We start from the raw sequence: 20549 nt of genomic DNA on the forward strand, positions 1-20549 counted from the left end.
CCATATAATCCAATGCTCACAGCGCGAGCCAAACAGCTAAGAAGAAACATGACAACTGCTGAAGCTATGGTCTGGAAACTCTTAAAAGGGAAACAAATGAAGGGTTATGATTTTGACAGGCAAAGGCCTATTGATCAATATATTGTAGACTTCTATTGCAAGGACCTTATGCTGGCTATTGAAATAGATGGTAGTAGCCATGACAGCAAAGAGGCACAAGAGGCAGACTTAGCTCGTCAACAGACACTTGAAAAATTAGGAGTTAGATTTCTTAGAATAAGAGATGAAGATGTAAAGGAAGATGTTAACTCAACCTATTTTGTCATCAAAGAGTGGATTGAGAACTTCGAAATAGAGAATAAAGGAAAACCATTACCCGGTAGGCTGGAACAATAATGTCAAAATCCAACATACTCAAATTAGCGCTCTTTGCCACCGGGCTGTCTGGTATAGTGGCGGAGTATGTGCTTTCTACACTTGCTACCTACTTTCTGGGGGATTCTGTGTTTCAATGGACCATGATCGTGTCGATCATGCTCTTCTCCATGGGTCTGGGTAGTAGAATCAGTCGCTATATCTCAGGAGACTTACTCAAGCGATTTATCTACATAGAGTTTATCCTATCACTTCTTACAGCCTTCGTCTCCGTAATCACCTATTTGAGCTCTGCCTATTATGGAGACAATACCATTATTATTTATGGCCTTAGCATTCTGGTCGGTTTGCTGATTGGTATGGAAATACCCATTGTCATGAGACTCAATGACGAACACGAGGAGCTCAAGGTGAATGTCTCATCAGTGATGGAAAAGGACTATTACGGCAGTCTGTTAGGAGGTGTCTTTTTTGCATTCATTGGACTCCCCTATTTGGGTCTAACGTACACGCCTTTCATTCTAGGGAGTATCAACTTCCTAGTCGCCTGCCTGTTGATTTACATCCTATGGAAGTCGATAGAAAAACCACTCCAAAGACAACTCTTTGTGCTGATCGGGGGCGTTGCCCTTATTATCGGAGCAGGGGCTTTTACAGCCAAGGGCATCATTGATTTTGGTGAAGAGCTCCGTTATAAGGACAGAGTCATCTTTTCGGAGCAGACTAAATACCAGCGCATCGTGATTACCCAGTCCAAAGAAGCTTATTGGTTATTTATCAATGGTAACCAGCAACTGAGTTCTATAGATGAAGTGATGTATCATGAACCATTGGTTCATCCTGTTATGGGACTTTTGAAGAACCCAAAACATATACTCGTTATGGGTGGCGGTGATGGCGGAGCCGTTCGCGAAATCCTAAAATACCCTTCGGTTGAAAAGATAACACTTGTGGATCTCGATCCAAGAATGACCGAGCTCGGCCAAACCCAGGATTGGTTAGTCAGCATGAACCAGAATGCCCTCAATGATCCTAAAGTAGAAATCATCAATGCCGATGGTTTCACCTGGTTGGAGAGCAATCAAGATTACTTCGATGCAGTTATCATTGATTTACCTGACCCTAAAACTGTGGAATTAGGCCGACTCTATTCTTATGAATTCTACCAGCTTTGCTACAATCACTTGAGACCCTATGGCGTCATCACAACACAAGCCGGATCTCCCTACTATGCCGCGAGAGCTTTCAACTGCATAGACCAAACCATGACAGAAGCTGGCTTCACTACGGCACCTTTACACAATCAAGTGGTCACATTGGGCGAATGGGGATGGGTTGTGGGAGTCAAAGAAGGTGGTAAAGAGGAATTAAAGTCCGCACTTCAATCCCTAAGATTCGAGGGAATACAAACCGAGTGGATGAATCAGGAATCCATGACTTTGATTACCTCATTTGGTAAAAGAGTTTTCCCAGATGATGATAAACCAGTGGAGACCAATCGCATCCATAACCCGGTACTCTACAAGTACTATTTAAAAGGGAAGTGGGATTTGTATTGATTAAATATCAATACCGCCAAAGTCACCCATATCTCCCAAATCAAACCAATCGCCAGAGTCACTTACATCGGCTACTGATTCAAAGCCGTCCACATCTCCGAAGCCATCCATTTTTGAATCGAAATCCAGGTCATCATTAAATAGATCGGCATCGCCCGCATCCAATCCAGCACTATCAATGGAGCCCAAAATATCAGCCTCCTCTCCCACGAGCGTAACATCGCTCACGTGCATGTGGTGATCATGTAATAGTGTAGACCAAAGGAAGCTGTAGAGCAAAATGTCTCCAAATCCATGGTAGCCATCAAAAACCGGATCGTAATCTCGCGTAGGATTCTTTCTGCGTCCCTTGCTGATCGGCTTACGATCTTTAGATTTTGGCATCACCACACGCTTATCTACTTCAATCTTTACATCATCCACCTTCATATGTTTTCTCACACGCATGCCCAGGTCATTTACGAAAGTCTCAAAGGCCATGTGTTTTTCATTCGTGAAAGTATCCAACACCTCCTGAGAAGCAAATCGCGTTTGCATTTTCGCTCGCACACTTTCCTGATTCTCACCATCACCAGCCCTGAATTCCTTCATTAGACCATTGAGCTTAACCTCTATTGGGTAAGCACCCACTGCATGCGATCGGTTGATATTAATCTCAATCAGGTAAATGAAATTTGTGTCTTCATGCTCCAACACCATATGGATAGTCTCAAAGTAATGAGACATGGCATCGTTGATTGTAAGTTCATAATTGTCGATCGCCTCCTTTAAGTCATCCTCTTTGCCCTCTCTATCATAGTAAATATCTATGTCATCATGAGACAGTCTTATGATGTTATTGATGTCAAGCTCCCAAAAAAGACGATTCAATTGCTGAAGAACAGATACGGCTGTAAAAGTCTCTCGTTCGATCTTTTTTGAAGTAGCTCCAGAGGTAATGAAGTGCAAGAACTTCTTAAACATTTCATCAGGCTCCACACGCTCAATCTTAGTGAGTTGAGAAGGGTCAATGGATAGTCTGGCGCTGAAATACATGCAATATTGGTTGAATGAATAGAAGTATTAAGATACAACGAAAGGCGGGCTTATACCTGCTTTTCGTCAAGAGATATCCCCGTTCATGCCGATCATTTGCCTAACAATTTAGCGGCCTGTATTCCAGAATCCATTGCCTCGAAAAATAAGGGTAAGCGCGCATTATCAACTCCGGCAAAAGTCATGTTTTGATAAAGGCGATTTTGATTCTTATCAGCGAACAAATACCCTGATTTTGGGATTGGCATGGCGTGACCCATTACCTTAACATGAGCCTCCTTAATCAGACCGGATATATCCCGATCGAAGTATTGACTCAGGTACCCAACGGTCTTCTCTACAATTATTTCTTTGTTGGCTTCGACATGCTTAAGATCGTTTCTCGATTCAGGCGGAAGGCAATAGTAAGCCGTTAGCACACGATACTGACCACCTCCGGTTTCCTGCATATCCGAATCTACAAAACCCATAAAAGTTTCGTCATCCATCAACATTTCGTTCTGCCAATAGCCTTTCTGATCTAATTTGTCATCAAGTACAAAATTGAGCACAAGCCATGGTGCATATGTAGTTTCCTCAAAACTCGGGTACTGCTCTGGCATGATATATTTTAAGGCATGTTTCTGTCCAGCATAAACCATCTTGGAGCTTCTAATCAGTTTGACTGTTTTTGTTTTAATATCAATTACCTCTGAAAGAAAGCCATCCCTCTCAGATTTTATGGATTTGACTAAATGCTGTCTCAGTAGCCATTCTGGATTGAGTTTATCCGCCATTCGCTTGATAAAGTATCCATTGCCATCAGGTGGCGAGAACAAGTCCACCACTTGAGTTTCATAAGGTCGACAAGTGAAATAGTGAATACCCGCCAAAGCCGAAACTTGATCAGTCGTGCCTCCCCAATCGTCCAACATATGATAGTCAAGCCCTCTTTTAAAAGCCGGTGTCAGGGTCAAATTTTGACTTAGAAAATCATAAAAACTGAGGTCATTATGGGCCCTGAGTTCAGGATCAATTAAAGGGGTTGGCATAGGCATTCTGCCGTAATAGGGTTTCAATAGTGCCTGGAATTGCTCTTTTAATTCACCATCAAGAAGAACATCTTGACGCATTTTACCATCCTGAAAACATTGGTTCTTGCGAGGATTGGGGATAATATATTGTCTGTCTTTGAAAGTCCAACTGTCTTTCCATGGTTGAAACTCTATAAGATCAAGGTCTTCTAATAGCTTCAGTCCGTCCTCACCATAATTTGATGGATAGGCCAAGTCGTAATGCGCACCTTGGGCAAAAGTGACATCGGGATTCCTGACCGAAGAAGAGGTACCTCCCAAGTCATCCGATAATTCGCACAATAGATAATCGCGATCCTTCAAGTAGTTAGCAGCACTTAAGCCGGCCACTCCTCCTCCCACAATCAGGATTTCCGTACTGATGGGTTCGTTTTTTGGAAAGGTAGTACTCTCAAATATCAGGTGACCTGTATGAATATCAGTATAAACCGTAATCGGAAAGTCATTGGATGAAGAAGCCCAATCACATGATTTTAAAATCAATGGCAGGGTAGCAAAGGACGATATCTTTAGAAACTTTCTTCTTTTCATTCTTTATACCACAGAGGCTCTCAGATATATAATTTAGTCATTTCAAAGCGTAGTTTCCGTTGAGGTAGTACTTGTACAAGGTGGGTTCTATTATGGTATTCACCTGCAAATCGCTCGTCACACGCGTGGGTTTGCCGAAGCTGAGCATCATTTGCATAGCCTCTTGATTCAACCACTGCGTTTGATATTCATTGAACTCTGCGGCAAACAAATTTGATTTTAGGAATTGGCTTGTTTTGTTCTTTCTGGCCATTGTCCATGACCACTCTCCCAAAGTAAGAATTTGATTATGAAAAGTGACCGGATCGAAACCAGATGCCTCGATGGTTTTTTGAACTACCTCAAAAGCCTCCGTGGCAAAATAAGGACTACCAGACTGAGTGATAAACAGTCCGTCATCATTCAATGCCCCACCCAACAACTGATAGAACTCTTTCGTGAAATACTGATTCCTTTCAAGATCTACCGGATCAGCAACATCAATAAAGATGATATCATATACATCTATATTTCGACTTATAAATGTAAATACTTCGCTATCAATACGTTGTATTTCGTCACCTGATAGACTGTTGCCGTTGTATCGAGTAAGTAGTGTTTCATTTTGAGCCATATTAAATAATTCCTCGTCTACCGGAATTATCTGGACATCTTCAATACCCGCTCGTCTTAACTCATTCACCAGCATTCCATTTTCTCCTCCAATTACTAAAACTTTCTCCTTGTTGCTGGCTATTCTTAGCGCAGGATAAACAAATGGTTCATAAAACAACCAAGAGTCAATAGAGCTGAACTGGTTTATGCCGTCAGTATAAAACCAATGATTTCCACGCCATTCGGTCACATCAATTCTTTGCATGTCTGTTTCCCGCGAGAACACTAGTTTGTCATGATATTTCGATTGCTGTTCTAAAAACTGCTGTGATTGAAATGACTGACCTAGAATAATAAGGCCCAATGCGACTAGCGTGATGGTTGAGGCCTTGACCTTAGCTTTCTCCCAATATTGAGCTGTCAATCCCAAAGCAAAAAAGAGCACAAATAACCCTACAAAGCCGCCTTCCCTTGAGAAAAAACTGATCACAAATCCTGCTATCACGATCGGTATAGCAAGAAGCCCTGTCCATTTCTTTTCTTTCGAAAATGACTCAAAGCGAAGAATAGACGCCATTGCGGCAGATAAAATGATCAGCAAAGTATAAGTGACAAACTGTGGGGAATTGAGCTCTGAATAAAGCCCAAATTCAAGCTTCAACCATGCCAATGGGAGCAACAGCAGGACAAAGGCGAGGTTTTTGACCCACCTACTTCCAGTCAAGTTCTTCCATATGACATAGAATGAAGCGATGAAGATCACTGCGTGGACTACAAAATCAATCTGTGGCTTTTCATAGAAGTAATCGGCCAGAATAACCGGGTAAGCCAAGCAAGAGCCTACGAGCAAGCAACCAGTAATAAATACTTGTCCTTTGAAGGCATTGCTCATTCCTCTTCCTTCTTCTTTTTCTTCTTGCTACTGAGTTCTGACTCGAAACCACCTGCGATAATACCCGCGGGTAAGGCAAAGAGGCCCACACCTAAAATGGCAATCACTGCACCAAGTACCTTACCTAATGCGGTTACCGGATATACATCACCATAACCTACGGTAGTCAAAGTTGCCACGCCCCACCACATGGTTTCAGGAATGCTTTGAAAGCCAGGTTTGTCTGGCTCATATTCGATGTAGTACATCAATGTGGAAGCGAATATGAGCAGGATGATAAGGAGTGTCAGTGTGACTACCAGCTCCTCTCTTCTCTTTTTGATTACCGTTGTAATTAGTCCAAAAGCCAGGGAATATCGACCCATCTTAAATATTCTGAAGAGCCTAAAAAGCCTTAGTACTCTCACTATTCTACCATCGGCATGGTTGATAAGGAACGGTAGGTAGAATGGAATAATTGCCAAAAGGTCTATTATGGCCTCAACGGAAACCATATATTTAAGTCTACCCCAAACCGGATGTTTATATTTTTCGAGTGCGGTGCAAGCCCAGACACGAATAATGTATTCAATACTAAATACGATCACAGAGAAGATTTCGAAGTACTCAAAGACCAATTCATACTTGGTGTGTATTGAATCTACCGTCTCGACAATGACGGCTGCCACATTGAGCAGGATCAAAGCCATGATAAACTGATCAAACCGCTTGCTAACGATATCTTTATCGTCCGCCTTATCTAGGGTTCTAAGTACCTTTTGTTTAGCCGAATTACTCATTTCAGAAAGATAAAGATTTAAGAGGCTTTGGTCACTCTCAAAAATTCAATGATATTGAAATTTAAGTAATCCCTGATATTTCATGAGTCCAGGTTTGGTGATCGGCTTAATAGCCGGATATTTTGCGCTATTGGTGGTTGTCGCGAGAATCACTTCCAAAGGAGCCACAACAAGCACCTTCTTCACCGCCAATAAACAGTCCCCCTGGTTTTTAGTCGCCTTCGGAATGATAGGTGCTTCACTTTCTGGAGTCACCTTTATTTCTGTTCCTGGAGAAGTGGGCAATAGCTTCTTCTCCTACTTTCAGGTGGTTCTGGGATATCTGCTCGGCTACTTAGTCATTGCAAAAGTGCTATTACCGCTGTATTACCGGTTGAATCTAGTCTCCATTTATGGCTACCTGGAACAACGGTTTGGCTTTTGGTCTTATAAAACTGGCTCGGCCTTCTTCTTACTATCTCGGGCTGTTCAAGCGGCCTTCAGGCTTTTTTTGGTGGCTATCGTATTACAAACTGCGCTGTTCGATAGTTTTGGCGTTCCTTTTTGGGTGTCGGTAGCGGTGACTATTCTACTTATATGGGTCTACACTTTTCAAGGGGGTATAAAAACGATCGTTTGGACGGACACTTTACAAACCTCCTTCTTACTTATCGCAGTGGTTACCACCATTTTCATTATTACCAAAGAACTTGGGTGGAGCTTCTCTGAGGCTATTGGTGAGATTCAGGCAAGTGAACTTTCAAAGACATTCTACTTCGATTGGGGTAATGCTCGATTCTTTCCAAAGCAATTTATATCTGGTGCTCTTATTGCCATTGTGATGACAGGTTTAGACCAGGACATGATGCAAAAGAATCTCACCTGTAAGTCACTGAAAGATGCTCAAAAGAACATTTTCTGGTTTAGTGTGATTCTCGTCATTGCCAATATTCTCATCCTGAGTATGGGCGCACTTTTGTATTTCTATGCTGAGCAAAATGGCATTACCGTTCCTGACAGAACAGATGGTCTCTACCCACTACTAGCACTGAATCACCTGGGGACTTTCGCAGGAATTGTCTTCTTACTCGGTATCATAGCAGCGGCTTATTCAAGTGCAGATTCGGCCCTCACAGCACTTACGACATCTTTTTGTGTGGACTTTTTGAATTTTGATCGGAAGGAAGAATCAGAGAAAAAGCGAACGCGACTTAAAGTACATATTACCTTTTCTGTAATCCTGTTTTTAATCATCTTGATCTTCAATGCGATCAATGACGATAGTGTGATCAACTCTATTTTCAGAGCTGCCGGCTATACCTATGGCCCATTACTAGGCTTGTTCTCATTCGGACTGCTAACCAAAAGAGCGGTCAGAGATAAGTATGTACTGATTGTATGTATAGCTGCTCCGCTCCTTTCCTACCTGATCGACTTCAATACAGGTGGCTGGTTTGGATTCTTTGTGCTTGCCTTAAACGGGGCCTTAACTTTCCTAGGGTTACTGATGATATCAAGAAAAGGACCTATTAGCTAGTAATCCTTTTCTTCAGTTTAAGTGCAGCCACCTTTCTTCTTCTTCGCATATTCAGTGACTCAACTGTCAACGAAAAGAATACAGCAAAGTAGATATAGCCTTTAGGAATATGTTGGCCTATACCTTCAAGCACTAACATAAAACCAATAAGGATAAGGAATGACATCGCCAACATCTGCAATGAAGGATGCTTGTTGATGAAGTTACTGATACGGCCAGCAAATGTCATCATCACTATCATAGCGATCGTAACGGCTACAATCATAATCAAAACCTCTGTTGTAAGGCCTACAGCGGTTAGAATTGAATCAAAAGAAAAGACCATATCGAGTGCTACAATCTGAAGTATCACCTTACCCATTGAGGTCGCTACTTTCTTAGTTTCCTCATGTTCTTCTACTTCGAGAGACTCATGTATCTCGGTAGTACTCTTACCAATTAAAAATAATCCTCCAACAATTAGAATTAGGTCTTTGATACTGATCTCATATTCGAAAGCAGTAAAAAGGGGCTCTGTAAATCCAATAATCCAACTGATGCCCAGCAAAAGGCCGATCCGCATGACCAGTGCCAAAAGCAAACCAAGATTCCGTGTCTTAGCTTGTTGATGCTCCGGCAATCGGTTTGAGATAATAGAAATAAAGATGATGTTATCTACCCCTAAGACGATTTCCAAAAAAGTAAGGGTAAGCAAGGCGATAATGCCTTCTGAGGTCAATAAGACTTCCATTTATATGAGAAAAATGTTGATGTACAAATATAGGAGAATTAGAGGGCTAGTTCTTCGGTTGGATCCCAGTAGACCTCCTTCAAATTTTGAATTTTATCATTGACTACTATTACGCCCTCAGCTTCCAATCGTTCTTGCATCGGGTTGATCGTACCGAAATGATGTTTACCGGTAAGTACACCGGCTCGATTTACCACACGATGGGCCGGAACATCTTCATGTATGCCAGATGCATTCATGGCCCAACCGACAATTCGGGCGCTACCTTTTGTACCCAAATAATGGGCAATGGCGCCATAACTTGTCACGCGACCATAGGGTATAAGCCGTGCCACATCATAAACATTATTAAAGAAATTGGTATGATCCTTTGCCATAATTGAAACTAATAAAAAAGTCCCAACCAGCGGAAGGGACTTTCACTTTTTGAAGTCTTAGAATTATTAACCGCCTCCAGCAAAGATGCCGAACACGCCCATCATATTAAGCAATACCAAAAGGATTACTACCGGGCAAACGAAACGGATAAAGAAGATAAAGGCGTTAGAAGCAAACGTACCTGCAGTCCATTTAGAGCCTAAATCAATCTCTGAAACAATGTTGTTAATTGGCATTTTCCAAGCAACGTAGATACAAGTTATCAGTGCCACAATCACAATAAAGAAGGTACCAAAGAAGTAGTCAAGAATGTCCATAAAACCGGTGTAAGTGCCACCAAAAATCGAAACTTCCATTTCTGAAAAGAATGCTGATCCTCCTGAAGAAAGTGCTGAAGGAATACCAACTACGAAAAGGGCAATACCGACAACCCAGGCAGATTTCTTACGGCTCCATTTCTTTTCATCCATAAAATAGGAAGCTGGTACTTCTAGCATTGAAATTGAAGAGGTCAATGCGGCAACAGTCAATAGCAAAAAGAAGAAAGCACCAATAGCGGCACCTCCTGGCATTTGAGCAAATATTTCTGGCAACACCTGAAACACTAAAGTTGGTCCAGCCTCAGGAGAAAGTCCATATGCAAATACAGCAGGGAAGATCATAAATCCGGCAAGTAGCGCTACTCCCGCATCCATAAAGCCCACCCAAACACCACTACTTACGATGTTGGCTGTTTTTGGTAAATAAGATCCATAGGTCACCATAATACCCCATCCGATACTCATTGAGAAGAATGCCTGACCCAATGCGGCTAGAATTGTATTTCCGGTAATCTTGCTAAAGTCAGGGTTCATATAGAAATCAACCCCTTTCATAGCACCTTCCAGTGTCAAACTTCTGATTGCTACTACAGCAATGAGAATGAATAAGACTGGCATTAAAACTTTGGCGGCTTTTTCGATACCACCAGATATCCCTTTATTAACAATGAAAATCGTGACCAAAGTAAAGGCGGCCATTAGTGGAATTGTCATCGTTGGGTTGGCGGCAAAATCTGCAAATGACTCAGTAGAGCCAGAGATAGATTTACCAATATAACCGATCGTCCAGCCAGCAATTACACCATAATAAGATAGTACAAAGAAACTAACGAGTACGGCAAGGATAGCTCCTAGCCCCATAAAGAAAGGGTTAGCCCCAGTGTCTTTAAAAGCTCCAATGGTACTCTTTTTGGTAAATCGACCAAAACCCATTTCTGTAAAAAGCAATGGTACACCAATAAGGATTACACAGGCTAAATAAACAAGAACGAAGGCTCCACCACCATTCTCTCCTGTGATGTAAGGGAAACGCCAAATGTTCCCCAGTCCGACAGCTGAACCGGCAGCAGCCATGATAAATCCAAACTTGGATCCCCACTGCCCACGGTTGTCGGAAGAAGCATTGATTGCCATAGAATTAGTATTTAAGGTTTAGTTGAGATTAAAAAATAACAGACCAATATATCCAAAAAGGTGGAGACTTCAACTTTAAATAGGCTGGATGGCTTTAGGACAGCTGGTCAACCAATATTCCAATTCCCTCCTCAAACGTATGTGGAGCATAACCGAGTTCAGCAATTGCTTTGTCAATTAAGAGCCCAGTTTTTGGGGGCCTTTTTGCAGTTTGTGTAAAGGTTGAGGCATCTGCTCTTTCCATTGTAGAAGTATCAAGGTTAAAGTATGCCGCAGTTTTCAATGCCATTTCATAAGGGGTCAATAGGTCTTTTCCACTAATATTGAAGATCCCCTCGGCCTTCTTTTCAGCGATCAAATAGCAGCCCATGGCCAAGTCCTCAGCCAATGTTGGACTTCTTAACTGATCATCTACCACTTTAATCGATTTACCATCTTCCAGACTCTTCTTAACCCATAAAACAATATTCGAACGGCTCATATCATGGGCAATGCCATAGACCAAGACTGTCCGGGCAATAGCAAATTTTATATCGCTGTTCAGCAAAAGCTCTTCTGCAGCTAGTTTACTCTCTCCATAATAGCTTATCGGATTTGCTTCCGCTTGTTCATCATAAGGACCATCTTCTCCGTCAAAGATAAAGTCTGTAGAAAGGTGAAGTAGAAAACTTGAGTTCCGCTCGCATGCCTTGATCAGATATTCAACCGCATCCACATTCTGTTTCCAACAATCCTCCTGCTCGGTTTCACACTGGTCTACATTAGTCATTGCTGCAGTATGAATGACCACTTCTGGCGCATGTCTGTTCATCACATTATCGACTTGAGCGCGATCGGTGATATCCATCTGATCAAACTGATAATGGCTTTCAGGATACGGAAGTCGATTGGCACCACGAGCGGTGGCGATCAATTCGTCTTTACCTTTATCAAGGATTAATTTGACCAATTTCTGCCCCAGCAGGCCATTTGATCCAGTAATAAGTATTTTCAAAGTTTATTTATTAGGGTAAGTAATGCCGTACTTATCAGTAATCTCAGATTTATTCATCTTGATCACTTTCACTTCCATCCGGATATCTTCTAACGGTCTGTCTCTTTGATTGGTCGGTGTACCAGCAATTTTATCAATCACTTCAAGTCCTTCCACTACCTTTCCAAAAACTGTGTACTGACCATCTAAATGGGGCGCTCCACCAATAGTGGCATAAATTTCTTTTGCCCAATCGGGATAGCCTGGATCATCTTGTGGACCAAAGCGTTCTTCCATTACGTCAATTGAATTGAATATCAACTCTCTCTGAGCCCTGTTAAAGTCATAGGTCGAATCCTCTCTAAATTTGTTTACGTGGTAATTGTATTTCTCTGTCAGTTCAGGAAAACGTTCAGACCTTAGCATGCGCTGGAAAATACCGGATAACTTTAGGTATTGTCTCCTATCTGCACGAGCGGCCAAACCCTCATCATCGAACTTCTCGCCATGCACAATATAGAACTGTGAACCACTTGACTTCTTCTCAGGATTTGATGCATCGCCAGTTCTCGCTGCGGCTAAAGCTCCCTTCTCATGGATATATTTTTCTGCCATAAACTCAGCTGGAAGCATATAGTCAACTCCCTTTTCTTCCTTACCAGTTGCAAGATTTCCTGTCTGAATCATGAATTGATTGATCACTCGGTGAAAAAGAACCGAATCATATTTTCCTGACTTAGCCAATTCCAAAAAATTGGCTTTATGCAGAGGTGTCTCATCGAAGAGAACAGCAGTCATATCACCATATGGTGTGGAGATGATAACGATTTCGTCTTGTTCTTGAGCGCAGCTGGATAAAAAGGCTATCAAGGCAAGAACTATTAAGGCTTTGATTTTCATAAGTCTTCTATTGAACCAGGGACAATTTACGCTACACAATTCTATAAACACACCCATTCTTATAATTCCAGCGTTTCCCTTTCAACAGGGCATAAAAAAAGGGAATTCATATCAATGAAATCCCTTCTTTCTAGTCTTTTAAGCTTACTGCTCCAAAGCTACAGGGTATTTATAACCATACTTCTCTTCGATCTCAGCTCTTGGCATTACTTCCACAGAAATGAACATTCTCACATCTTCCAATGGACGATCGCCAGGTGCTGTTTGAACGCTTGCTATGTTGTCTACAATATCCAATCCAGAAATAACCTTCCCGAAGACAGTATACTGATCATCTAAAAATGGTGTGCCTCCAATTGTCGAGTATGCCTCAATACGGGCTTCTGACATGGTAAAAGTTCTTCCGGTTAATTCAGTCAACCTATCAAGTGTTGATTCTACCTTAGTCTGTATCGCAGCATTATCTCCAGGGTTTTCCGTCAAAACGGCCTGATATTCTTTTGCGAGATCACTTTCCGGGTAAGTCTGCATGCACTCTCTGAAAGCAGAAATAATCTTTCTCTGATCGGTTCCCTCAAGCTGTTCTCTTGGTGTAACAGTACCTTGAACTATATAGAATTGACTACCACTTGATTCCCTTTCAGGATTCACCTGATCACCTTGCCTTGCAGCAGATAAGGCGCCTTTTTCATGAAAAAGTGTCGGGACAAACTCTGCAGGAATTTTATATCCTGGTCCACCTGAACCCAATGGCTGGCCTTGTGGCGCATTTTTTGACTCCGGGTCTCCACCCTGAATCATAAATGAGTTGATCACTCTGTGAAAGATCAGACTGTCGTAAAAACCATCATTTACAAGCTTTAGGAAGTTCTCTTTGTGCTTAGGAGTTTCATCATAAAGTATGGCTTTCATCTCACCCATGCTGGTTTTAATGGTAACCAAGTAATCGTCACCTTCGGCAGCAGGCGTCTCTGAAGACTTTGTCTCCCCACAGCTCGCGATGATTAGTGTTAAGCATACAGCGCTTAATATTTGAAATATTCTATTCCTCATGTATCTGATTTTTTATGTCTCTCAAAATTCTTTCTCCGCCCGAAGATAATACTTCTCTGGCGAGTTGTTCACCTAATTCAAAGGGTTGATTTGATTGCCCTTTGAGTTTATAACAAATTCTTTCTTCTCCATCCAAGCTAATGATGCCTCCTTCGATCTCAAGATCAGCTCCATCAAGTGTAGCCCGCGCGAAGACTGGAATACTACATCCACCATCAACAGTCTTCAAAAAGGCTCTTTCAGCTTTAAGACAGGTTTCAGTATCTACATGATTCAAAACCTCTCTAATCGCACTCGATTTCTCAGCATCAATGCTTTCATGCACTTCAATCGCCACACTTCCTTGACCCACGGCAGGGATAAACTCATCGAATGATAATTCCTTCCTTATCATATCTTCATAACCCATTCGATGAACTCCGGCATAAGCCAAAAGAAGCGCATCACAAGCACCTTCTTTCATTTTTCGAATTCTGGTTTGAAGGTTCCCTCTGACAGCCACTGTCTTAATATTGGGATAAAAACGCTTTAGTGTTGCCACCCTGCGTGTGGAAGATGTGCCTAGTAGGAAGTCAGAATCGTTAGTCATTTCTAAGCCCTCTTGATGACTAATAATGACGTCACTGGCTTTTTCACGATCCATAAAGGCGATCAACTCAAAACCCTCGGGCAAAGTAGATTGCATATCCTTGGCACTATGCACAGCAATGTCAATTCCACCATTGGCTAGCTGCTCCTCAATTTCCTCCGTGAAGACTCCTTTGCTACCTATTTTGGCAATAGAAACATCCAGTATTTTATCACCTTTCGTCTCGATTGTGATGATTTCAGTCTTATGACCCGCGGCTTGAAGCTTATCCTGGACATTATAAGCTTGCCATAGTGCCAGTTTACTTCCTCGTGTGCCGATTCGTACTGTCATGAGGTTCTCAATTTTGATTTAACGCCACGTTTCTTGGGTTGATTTGCCTCGATGTATTTGACAATCTCTCCAGCAATATCTACCTCAGTTGCCTTTTCAATGCCTTCAAGCCCAGGCGAGGAGTTCACTTCTAGTATTAGCGGGCCTCGACTGGATTGAAGCATATCGACTCCAGCAACTGACAGTCCCAGTGCACGAGCCGCTTTAATGGCCGCAGACTTCTCTTTTCGACTCAATTTCACGATCTCCGCTGAACCACCTCGGTGCAGGTTGCTTCTAAATTCACCTTCGACTCCAGTGCGCTTCATGGCACCTACTACTTTTCCATCCACTATGAATATGCGGAGGTCAGAAGCCTTAGCTTCTTTTATGAATTCTTGTACTATTATCCGTGCCTTCAATCCATGAAATGCTTCGATTACTGATTGTGCAGCTTTGCGAGTTTCTGCCAACACTACGCCCAATCCCTGAGTGCCCTCCAATAATTTAATGATCACCGGTGCACCACCGACATGGTCAATGAGGCTCTTTTCTTCTTTCGAATAGTTGGTAAATGCGGTCTTGGGCATAGGTAGTCCAGCACCAGAAAGAATCTGTAAACTTCTCAATTTATCTCTTGATCTTACTATTGCCTGAGAATAAGAGGCACTGAATACGCCCATCATTTCAAATTGCCTTACCACTGCCGTGCCATAAAAGGTCACTGAAGCGCCAATTCGAGGAATAATAGCATCAATATCCTCGAGCTTTTCCCCTTGGTAGTAAACAGCAGGACCACTCGACTCAATCACCAAATCGCATTTCAAGTGATCGATCACCATAGATTCATGCCCCCTTGCTTCAATAGCTTCAACAAGCCTTCTGGTGGAATACAGTTCTGGATTTCTCGACAATACAGCTACTTTCATTTCTTCCCTTTTAACTTATATGAGAGGTTCTTCTCACTAACGTCTACAATAAACCTATCTGTCAAAAATTTTCGTCCCAAAAGTATTGGGAACTTCATCTTACTTCGGTCTGCCAAAGACAATTCCAACTTCTTCTTCTTTCCAAAAAGAATAATGTAGGTATTTATAATATATCGACTTTCGGTAATGCCATTTGAACTGCGAATTTTCTTCTGATCAAATGTCGTGGTTGTAAACTTTCTCGCCTTTTTCTCGTGAATTCTGCTTCCTGAGATGAAAAAAGTCAGCGTTTTGACTCCATCAATGACCTTCACACTTACTCTTGAGCAATTAATGGATGAGGTGTAGGCACCCGTATCTACCTTAGCCTCTACATTGACTAAATTCAATTCGGGCAAATCAACAATATCTTGTCTGCCGATTATAGTTAAGTGCTCTCCCATTCATTCGCCTTAGGCTCGCGCAATTTGGGCAATCGTTAGAGATAAATCAAGGAAGAGAATTTTAGGGTTAGCATTCCTTTCTATATGGTATTGCGCTTCATCTAATTTGGGGGAAACCTCCATAATCTTTTCTGGGGTGAATACTTTACCAAATTTCTGGATGAAGTCCTCTTCCTCGGCAGGTATTCTACAAATTTCAGTAGCCTGAGCAGTGTAAATCAATGATTCACGCATTAGACTAGAACCTACTCCTAATAACTCTTTCTGAAAGTCCTTCCCCTTTTTCTGAAACTCATCTGCCATGGAGATCAATTCTGTGAAGTTATAAGTGAAGCATTGTCTGAACCAGTTTTTGAAATAGTTCTGGGTCTCGTTGTCCTCACCATCCATCATTTGTAAAGCTGTACGCATGCTACCCTCGGCCATATAGGCGATTTGCGAAGCACGTTCATCAGACACACCATCTGAGGAAATGGCATTCTTGATTTCTTCGTCTGAAAAAGCCGGTATCCTAAACTGTTGTGTCCTTGAGAGGATTGTAGTCAATAGTTTGTTAGCGTCATTAGATACCATTATAAAAACCGTTTTCTCCGGTGGTTCTTCCAAAATCTTCAGTATGCCATTGGCCGCATTGGTATTCATCAGCTCAGGCAACCAAATGATCATTACCTTAAATTGTCCTTCAAAAGCTTTCAGTGATAAGGCCTTGACTATGTTTCGGCTTTCTTGCCGAGGAATCATAAGAAGCTTATTCTCCCATCCAAAGTGACTACTCCAATCGGAGACGTTACCGTAAACTGAATCTTGGAGGAACACCCTCCATTCATTTAGGAATTTCTCGCTGGTAGCATCCTCCCTTTTCAGTTTGGTGGTAGCTGCAGACGGAAAGATAAAGTTCACATCTGGGTGAATGAACTTAGCGTTCTTTTGACAAGAAGAGCATTCTCCACAAGAGTCGGTAGAAGATGGGTTCTCACAATTCAAATAAGTAGCAAAGGCTAATGCCATGGCCAGGTTAGCACTTCCTTCAGTGCCTGCAAACAGCTGCGCATGGGCAACATGACTCGAAGCAACCGCTTCGACCAACTTTTGCTTAGTCGAATCTAAGCCTGGAATGTCTTGAAATCTCATGCTTTCTTCTCCCAAATTCTATAGACGGCCGTATTCTCGAAAATGGTTGACAAGATGTCCTTATCAATATCATCCAGCTCAATACTCCTGCGCTTCATTACGGCTTCCGCAACTTCGTAAAACTTCCGCAACTGGAAAGTGGTCAATCCACTAGCTCCGCCCCAGGCAAAGGACGGCACAAAGTTTCTTGGATACCCCGAACCAAATACATTGGCTCCTACACCGACCACCGTACCCGTATTAAACATGGTATTGATACCGCATTTGGCATGGTCACCCATCATCAAACCACAGAATTGTAGTCCCGTATTGGCAAACCTACCTGACTCGTAGTTCCACAGCTTAACCTCAGCGTAGTTATTCTTTAGATTGGAAGTATTTGTATCAGCTCCAAGATTACACCATTCACCGATCACCGAATTACCCAAAAACCCGTCATGACCCTTGTTAGAATATCCGAAAATAACCGAGTTACTGATTTCTCCTCCTACTTTTGAGTAAGGACCGATCGTTGTGTCGCCCTTGATCTTTGCGCCCATATTCACATGTGAGCTCTCGCACAGCGCAAAGGCACCCTTGATAATCGTGCCTTCATGCACCTGCGCATTTTTTCCTATGTAGATAGGACCATCCTCAGCATTGAGAATAGCCGCTTTGATAGTGGCCCCTTCTTCAATAAAGATATTCTCAGCACCATAGGTAATGGTATTCGGGTCTGTGATATCTGCAGATGCTCTGCCCTCGGTAATCAGCGCAAAATCGGCTAGAATTTGTTCTTTATTGTATTGAAAAATTTCCCAAGGATTGGCAACTAGCCTTATTGAATCGGTGTATTCAATGACCTCGGTTCCGTCACCGAATGTGGCCAACGTTACGCCTTCCGAAACTAGTTTCTGACCCTCTGATAAGGATCGGATCCCATTGACCAAATCCTTATTTGGACATAAACTACCATTCACGCTCAAGGATGTTCCAATTCTTTTGAATTTGTCGGAAAGATAGGCTTCAGTGGAGAATCCAACATTGAATCCAAAGTGCTCCCACTTTTCCGAGATTTTTAAAATCCCGATTCTAATATCCGCGACAGGTCTGGTAAAAATGAAGGGCAGAAGGCTCCTTCTGATTTCAGCAGGATCGTAGAGGTTGATGTCCATGCACAAAAATAAAAAAGTCTCCAGCTTAATCGCATGGAGACTTCCTTAAATGACTTATATCTGTTAAGCCTATTTTTTCTTATATCTCTTGTTGAATTTCTCAACTCTACCTGCTGTATCCACAAATAGCTTTTTACCAGTGTAGAAAGGGTGAGAAGCAGAAGAAACCTCTACTTTAATCAAAGGATAAGTATTTCCATCTTCCCATTCGATAGTCTCGCCTGAAGTCATAGTAGACTGAGTCATGAACTTTGTCTCGCTTGATGTATCGTAAAATACAACTGGTTTATAGTCAGGATGAATGTCTTTTTTCATTGCGCTAAATTTTACTTCCCTCAAAAAGGACTGCAAATGTAGTGACTTGCAGAATATTACACAAACATATTAGTTTTATAATTCAAAGAAATTCAACTCTCTTGGATAATAAAAGGTTAGAACCACTCAAGTCACTATCTTGTGTCTTCGATACGCCTATGAAAAAGCTACTCATTCTGCTTGTGTTTCTGCTAACACAAGGGCTAGTCAATGCTCAAAGCACCTTTATTCCCTATAATCGAGATTATTATCATCTAATCGATCGGTTTCAAATTAAGTATGGCAACTCCGAGAATCTTCTTCAAACCACCTTCAAACCACTCCGCAGGGTAGATGTTTCAAATTTCTTACTGGGTATGAAGGACCAGTATGATAGCCTGTCACCACAAGATCAGTTCAACTATCAGTACTTGATGAATGACAATTGGGATTGGACGAATTCTCCTTATAACGAAAACGACAAATCATGGTGGGACTTGATGTATGCTAAGAAGTCTGATTTTCTGACCTATGGAGCAGAGAACTTTACACTCCGTATAAACCCAGTCATTGATTTTGCTGTAGGGAATGATCCCGATGTGGATAGAACACTATATACGAATACTAGAGGTGTAGAGGCTCAGGGAATGATTGATGATAAAATTGGCTTTTATACATTCCTTACAACCACTCAAACTGTTTTCCCAAATTATGTTAGGGACTTTATCTTAACAAAACAGGCTGTACCCAATGAAGGGTTTTGGAAAAGAGATGCTGAACAGTATGACCTAACGCATGCCAGAGGCTACTTCACCTTTAATGTCACTAATAGTATCGATGTTCAAGCAGGGTATGATAAAAAATTCATTGGGCATGGACTTAGATCAATGGTTTTATCCGACTTTTCTAGTCCGTTTCTTTTCGGGCAGATCAATACACGCCTAGGTAAATTTCAGTATACAAATCTCTTCGGTCAGTTGACCGCAGATATCATTTTCGCTAACCCTCAATCTCCAGGGGATGGCAATTATCCAAGAAAGTATCTCAGCATGCACCGACTAGGGGTAAACGTTACAAAAAACCTTGAAATAGGAGTTTTCGAAACAATCATCTCAGAAGAAGCTGATATAAATTTCTTTAACCCAATTGTCTTCTACAGAGCAATTGAACAACAACGTGGTAGTCCTCACAATGCACTACTAGGCTTAGACTTCAGCTACAACTTTATGAACAAGTTTCAATTCTATGGCCAGTTCATTTTAGATGAGTTTGTTATCGATGCTTTGAGAAGTGGCGATGGTGATTGGCGTAACAAATTCGGTGTGCAGTTGGGAGGCAAGTATATAGATGCTTTCGATATTTCAAATCTCGACCTGCAAACTGAGTACAATGTCGCAAGACCATATTTCTATGCTTCTGAAACACCCGCATTGAGTTATACCAATTATAGAAACCCCTTAGCACACCCTTTAGGAGCCAACTTTAAAGAATTTGTTCTTTCTGCCAGATACCAACCCATCAATAAGCTCTACGTTACAGGTAAGATCATTCGAAGCAATTTTGGCGAAGATGAAAATGGTCTTAACTATGGAGGTAATTTGTTGAACAGCACAGACGATCGGATTGGCAATACGGGTAATACCATTGGCCAGGGTGTGGCTACCACAAATACATATGTTGAGCTTTCCGGTTCTTACATGTTGGTTCAAAACCTTTTCGTAGACCTTAGGACTATATACCGCAACTTTGATAGTGCGTTGGCTACACGTTCGGCAAGTAGTTTCATTACTATGCTATCTCTTAGGTGGAATCTTCCACAACGGCAGCATGAATTCTGAAATAATTATGTATAACT

The 20549-nt window shown here is 41.9% G+C and carries 20 protein-coding genes; 4 read left to right on the top strand and 16 right to left on the bottom strand.

Going from position 1 to position 20549, the window contains the following annotated elements:
- The first annotated feature begins 12 nt into the window (after window positions 1-12).
- Together BFP97_RS12900 and BFP97_RS12905 are read left to right on the top strand one after the other, a co-directional pair.
- On the top strand, window positions 13-396 hold the full coding sequence (locus BFP97_RS12900) for an endonuclease domain-containing protein (RefSeq protein WP_069842818.1): 384 nt from the start codon (window positions 13-15) through the stop codon (window positions 394-396).
- A complete protein-coding gene (locus tag BFP97_RS12905; protein ID WP_069842819.1) occupies window positions 396-1934 on the top strand; it encodes a polyamine aminopropyltransferase in 1539 nt (512 codons plus the stop codon). Before BFP97_RS12900 ends, BFP97_RS12905 begins: the two co-directional genes overlap by 1 nt.
- Here BFP97_RS12905 and BFP97_RS12910 read toward each other — a convergent pair whose 3' ends face one another.
- From BFP97_RS12910 to BFP97_RS12925, 4 genes are all read right to left on the bottom strand, one after another.
- Window positions 1935-2969, bottom strand: coding sequence for a hypothetical protein (locus BFP97_RS12910; RefSeq protein WP_069842820.1), 1035 nt, complete (start codon window positions 2967-2969; stop codon window positions 1935-1937). It lies immediately after the preceding gene.
- Between the two features lie 92 nt (window positions 2970-3061).
- Window positions 3062-4573 carry an NAD(P)-binding protein gene (locus BFP97_RS12915; RefSeq protein WP_069842821.1) on the bottom strand — a complete coding sequence of 504 codons (1512 nt, stop codon included), beginning with the start codon at window positions 4571-4573 and terminating at the stop codon, window positions 3062-3064.
- Between the two features lie 37 nt (window positions 4574-4610).
- On the bottom strand, window positions 4611-6059 hold the full coding sequence (locus tag BFP97_RS12920; protein WP_069842822.1) for a hypothetical protein: 1449 nt from the start codon (window positions 6057-6059) through the stop codon (window positions 4611-4613).
- Complete coding sequence (locus BFP97_RS12925) at window positions 6056-6838, bottom strand: ion transporter (RefSeq protein WP_069842823.1); 783 nt, start codon at window positions 6836-6838, stop codon at window positions 6056-6058. The genes BFP97_RS12920 and BFP97_RS12925 overlap by 4 nt, the downstream gene beginning before the upstream one ends.
- Window positions 6839-6920: 82 nt before the next feature.
- On the opposite strand from BFP97_RS12925, the gene BFP97_RS12930 reads away from it, so the two are divergent.
- A complete protein-coding gene (locus tag BFP97_RS12930) occupies window positions 6921-8354 on the top strand; it encodes a sodium:solute symporter (RefSeq protein ID WP_069842824.1) in 1434 nt (477 codons plus the stop codon).
- Here BFP97_RS12930 and BFP97_RS12935 read toward each other — a convergent pair.
- The 12 genes from BFP97_RS12935 to BFP97_RS12990 form a co-directional block, all read right to left on the bottom strand.
- Window positions 8347-9084 (bottom strand): TerC family protein, encoded by a 738-nt coding sequence (locus BFP97_RS12935; RefSeq protein WP_069842825.1) that lies wholly within the window; start codon window positions 9082-9084, stop codon window positions 8347-8349. The two genes, BFP97_RS12930 and BFP97_RS12935, sit on opposite strands and share 8 nt — an antisense overlap.
- 38 nt (window positions 9085-9122) lie before the next feature.
- Complete coding sequence (locus BFP97_RS12940) at window positions 9123-9461, bottom strand: MGMT family protein (protein ID WP_069842826.1); 339 nt, start codon at window positions 9459-9461, stop codon at window positions 9123-9125.
- A 66-nt stretch (window positions 9462-9527) separates the two neighbouring features.
- Window positions 9528-10916: a sodium-dependent transporter gene (locus BFP97_RS12945; protein ID WP_069842827.1), complete on the bottom strand. Its 1389-nt coding sequence runs from the start codon at window positions 10914-10916 to the stop codon at window positions 9528-9530.
- A gap of 94 nt (window positions 10917-11010) precedes the next feature.
- Window positions 11011-11910, bottom strand: a complete 900-nt coding sequence (locus BFP97_RS12950) for an SDR family oxidoreductase (RefSeq protein ID WP_069842828.1) — start codon at window positions 11908-11910, stop codon at window positions 11011-11013.
- 3 nt (window positions 11911-11913) lie between these two features.
- Window positions 11914-12789 carry a peptidylprolyl isomerase gene (locus BFP97_RS12955; protein ID WP_069842829.1) on the bottom strand — a complete coding sequence of 292 codons (876 nt, stop codon included), beginning with the start codon at window positions 12787-12789 and terminating at the stop codon, window positions 11914-11916.
- 144 nt (window positions 12790-12933) lie between these two features.
- Window positions 12934-13842 (bottom strand): peptidylprolyl isomerase, encoded by a 909-nt coding sequence (locus tag BFP97_RS12960; protein ID WP_083262549.1) that lies wholly within the window; start codon window positions 13840-13842, stop codon window positions 12934-12936.
- Window positions 13832-14764 carry a hydroxymethylbilane synthase gene (gene hemC, locus BFP97_RS12965; RefSeq protein ID WP_069842830.1) on the bottom strand — a complete coding sequence of 311 codons (933 nt, stop codon included), beginning with the start codon at window positions 14762-14764 and terminating at the stop codon, window positions 13832-13834. The genes BFP97_RS12960 and hemC overlap by 11 nt, the downstream gene beginning before the upstream one ends.
- A complete protein-coding gene (rimK, locus tag BFP97_RS12970; RefSeq protein WP_069842831.1) occupies window positions 14761-15672 on the bottom strand; it encodes a 30S ribosomal protein S6--L-glutamate ligase in 912 nt (303 codons plus the stop codon). The genes hemC and rimK overlap by 4 nt, the downstream gene beginning before the upstream one ends.
- A complete protein-coding gene (locus BFP97_RS12975) occupies window positions 15669-16115 on the bottom strand; it encodes an ATP-dependent zinc protease (protein ID WP_069842832.1) in 447 nt (148 codons plus the stop codon). The genes rimK and BFP97_RS12975 overlap by 4 nt, the downstream gene beginning before the upstream one ends.
- Window positions 16116-16124: 9 nt before the next feature.
- Window positions 16125-17246 (bottom strand): ATP-binding protein, encoded by a 1122-nt coding sequence (locus BFP97_RS12980; RefSeq protein WP_069842833.1) that lies wholly within the window; start codon window positions 17244-17246, stop codon window positions 16125-16127.
- Window positions 17243-18400 carry a GlmU family protein gene (locus tag BFP97_RS12985; RefSeq protein WP_069842834.1) on the bottom strand — a complete coding sequence of 386 codons (1158 nt, stop codon included), beginning with the start codon at window positions 18398-18400 and terminating at the stop codon, window positions 17243-17245. Before BFP97_RS12985 ends, BFP97_RS12980 begins: the two co-directional genes overlap by 4 nt.
- 69 nt (window positions 18401-18469) lie before the next feature.
- A complete protein-coding gene (locus tag BFP97_RS12990; protein WP_069842835.1) occupies window positions 18470-18715 on the bottom strand; it encodes a type B 50S ribosomal protein L31 in 246 nt (81 codons plus the stop codon).
- Window positions 18716-18873: 158 nt separating this feature from the next.
- Between BFP97_RS12990 and BFP97_RS12995 the strand changes: the two genes are divergently transcribed.
- Window positions 18874-20532 carry a capsule assembly Wzi family protein gene (locus BFP97_RS12995; RefSeq protein WP_069842836.1) on the top strand — a complete coding sequence of 553 codons (1659 nt, stop codon included), beginning with the start codon at window positions 18874-18876 and terminating at the stop codon, window positions 20530-20532.
- Window positions 20533-20549 lie beyond the last annotated feature (17 nt).

The organism is Roseivirga sp. 4D4 (assembly GCF_001747095.1).
GTDB lineage: Bacteria > Bacteroidota > Bacteroidia > Cytophagales > Cyclobacteriaceae > Roseivirga.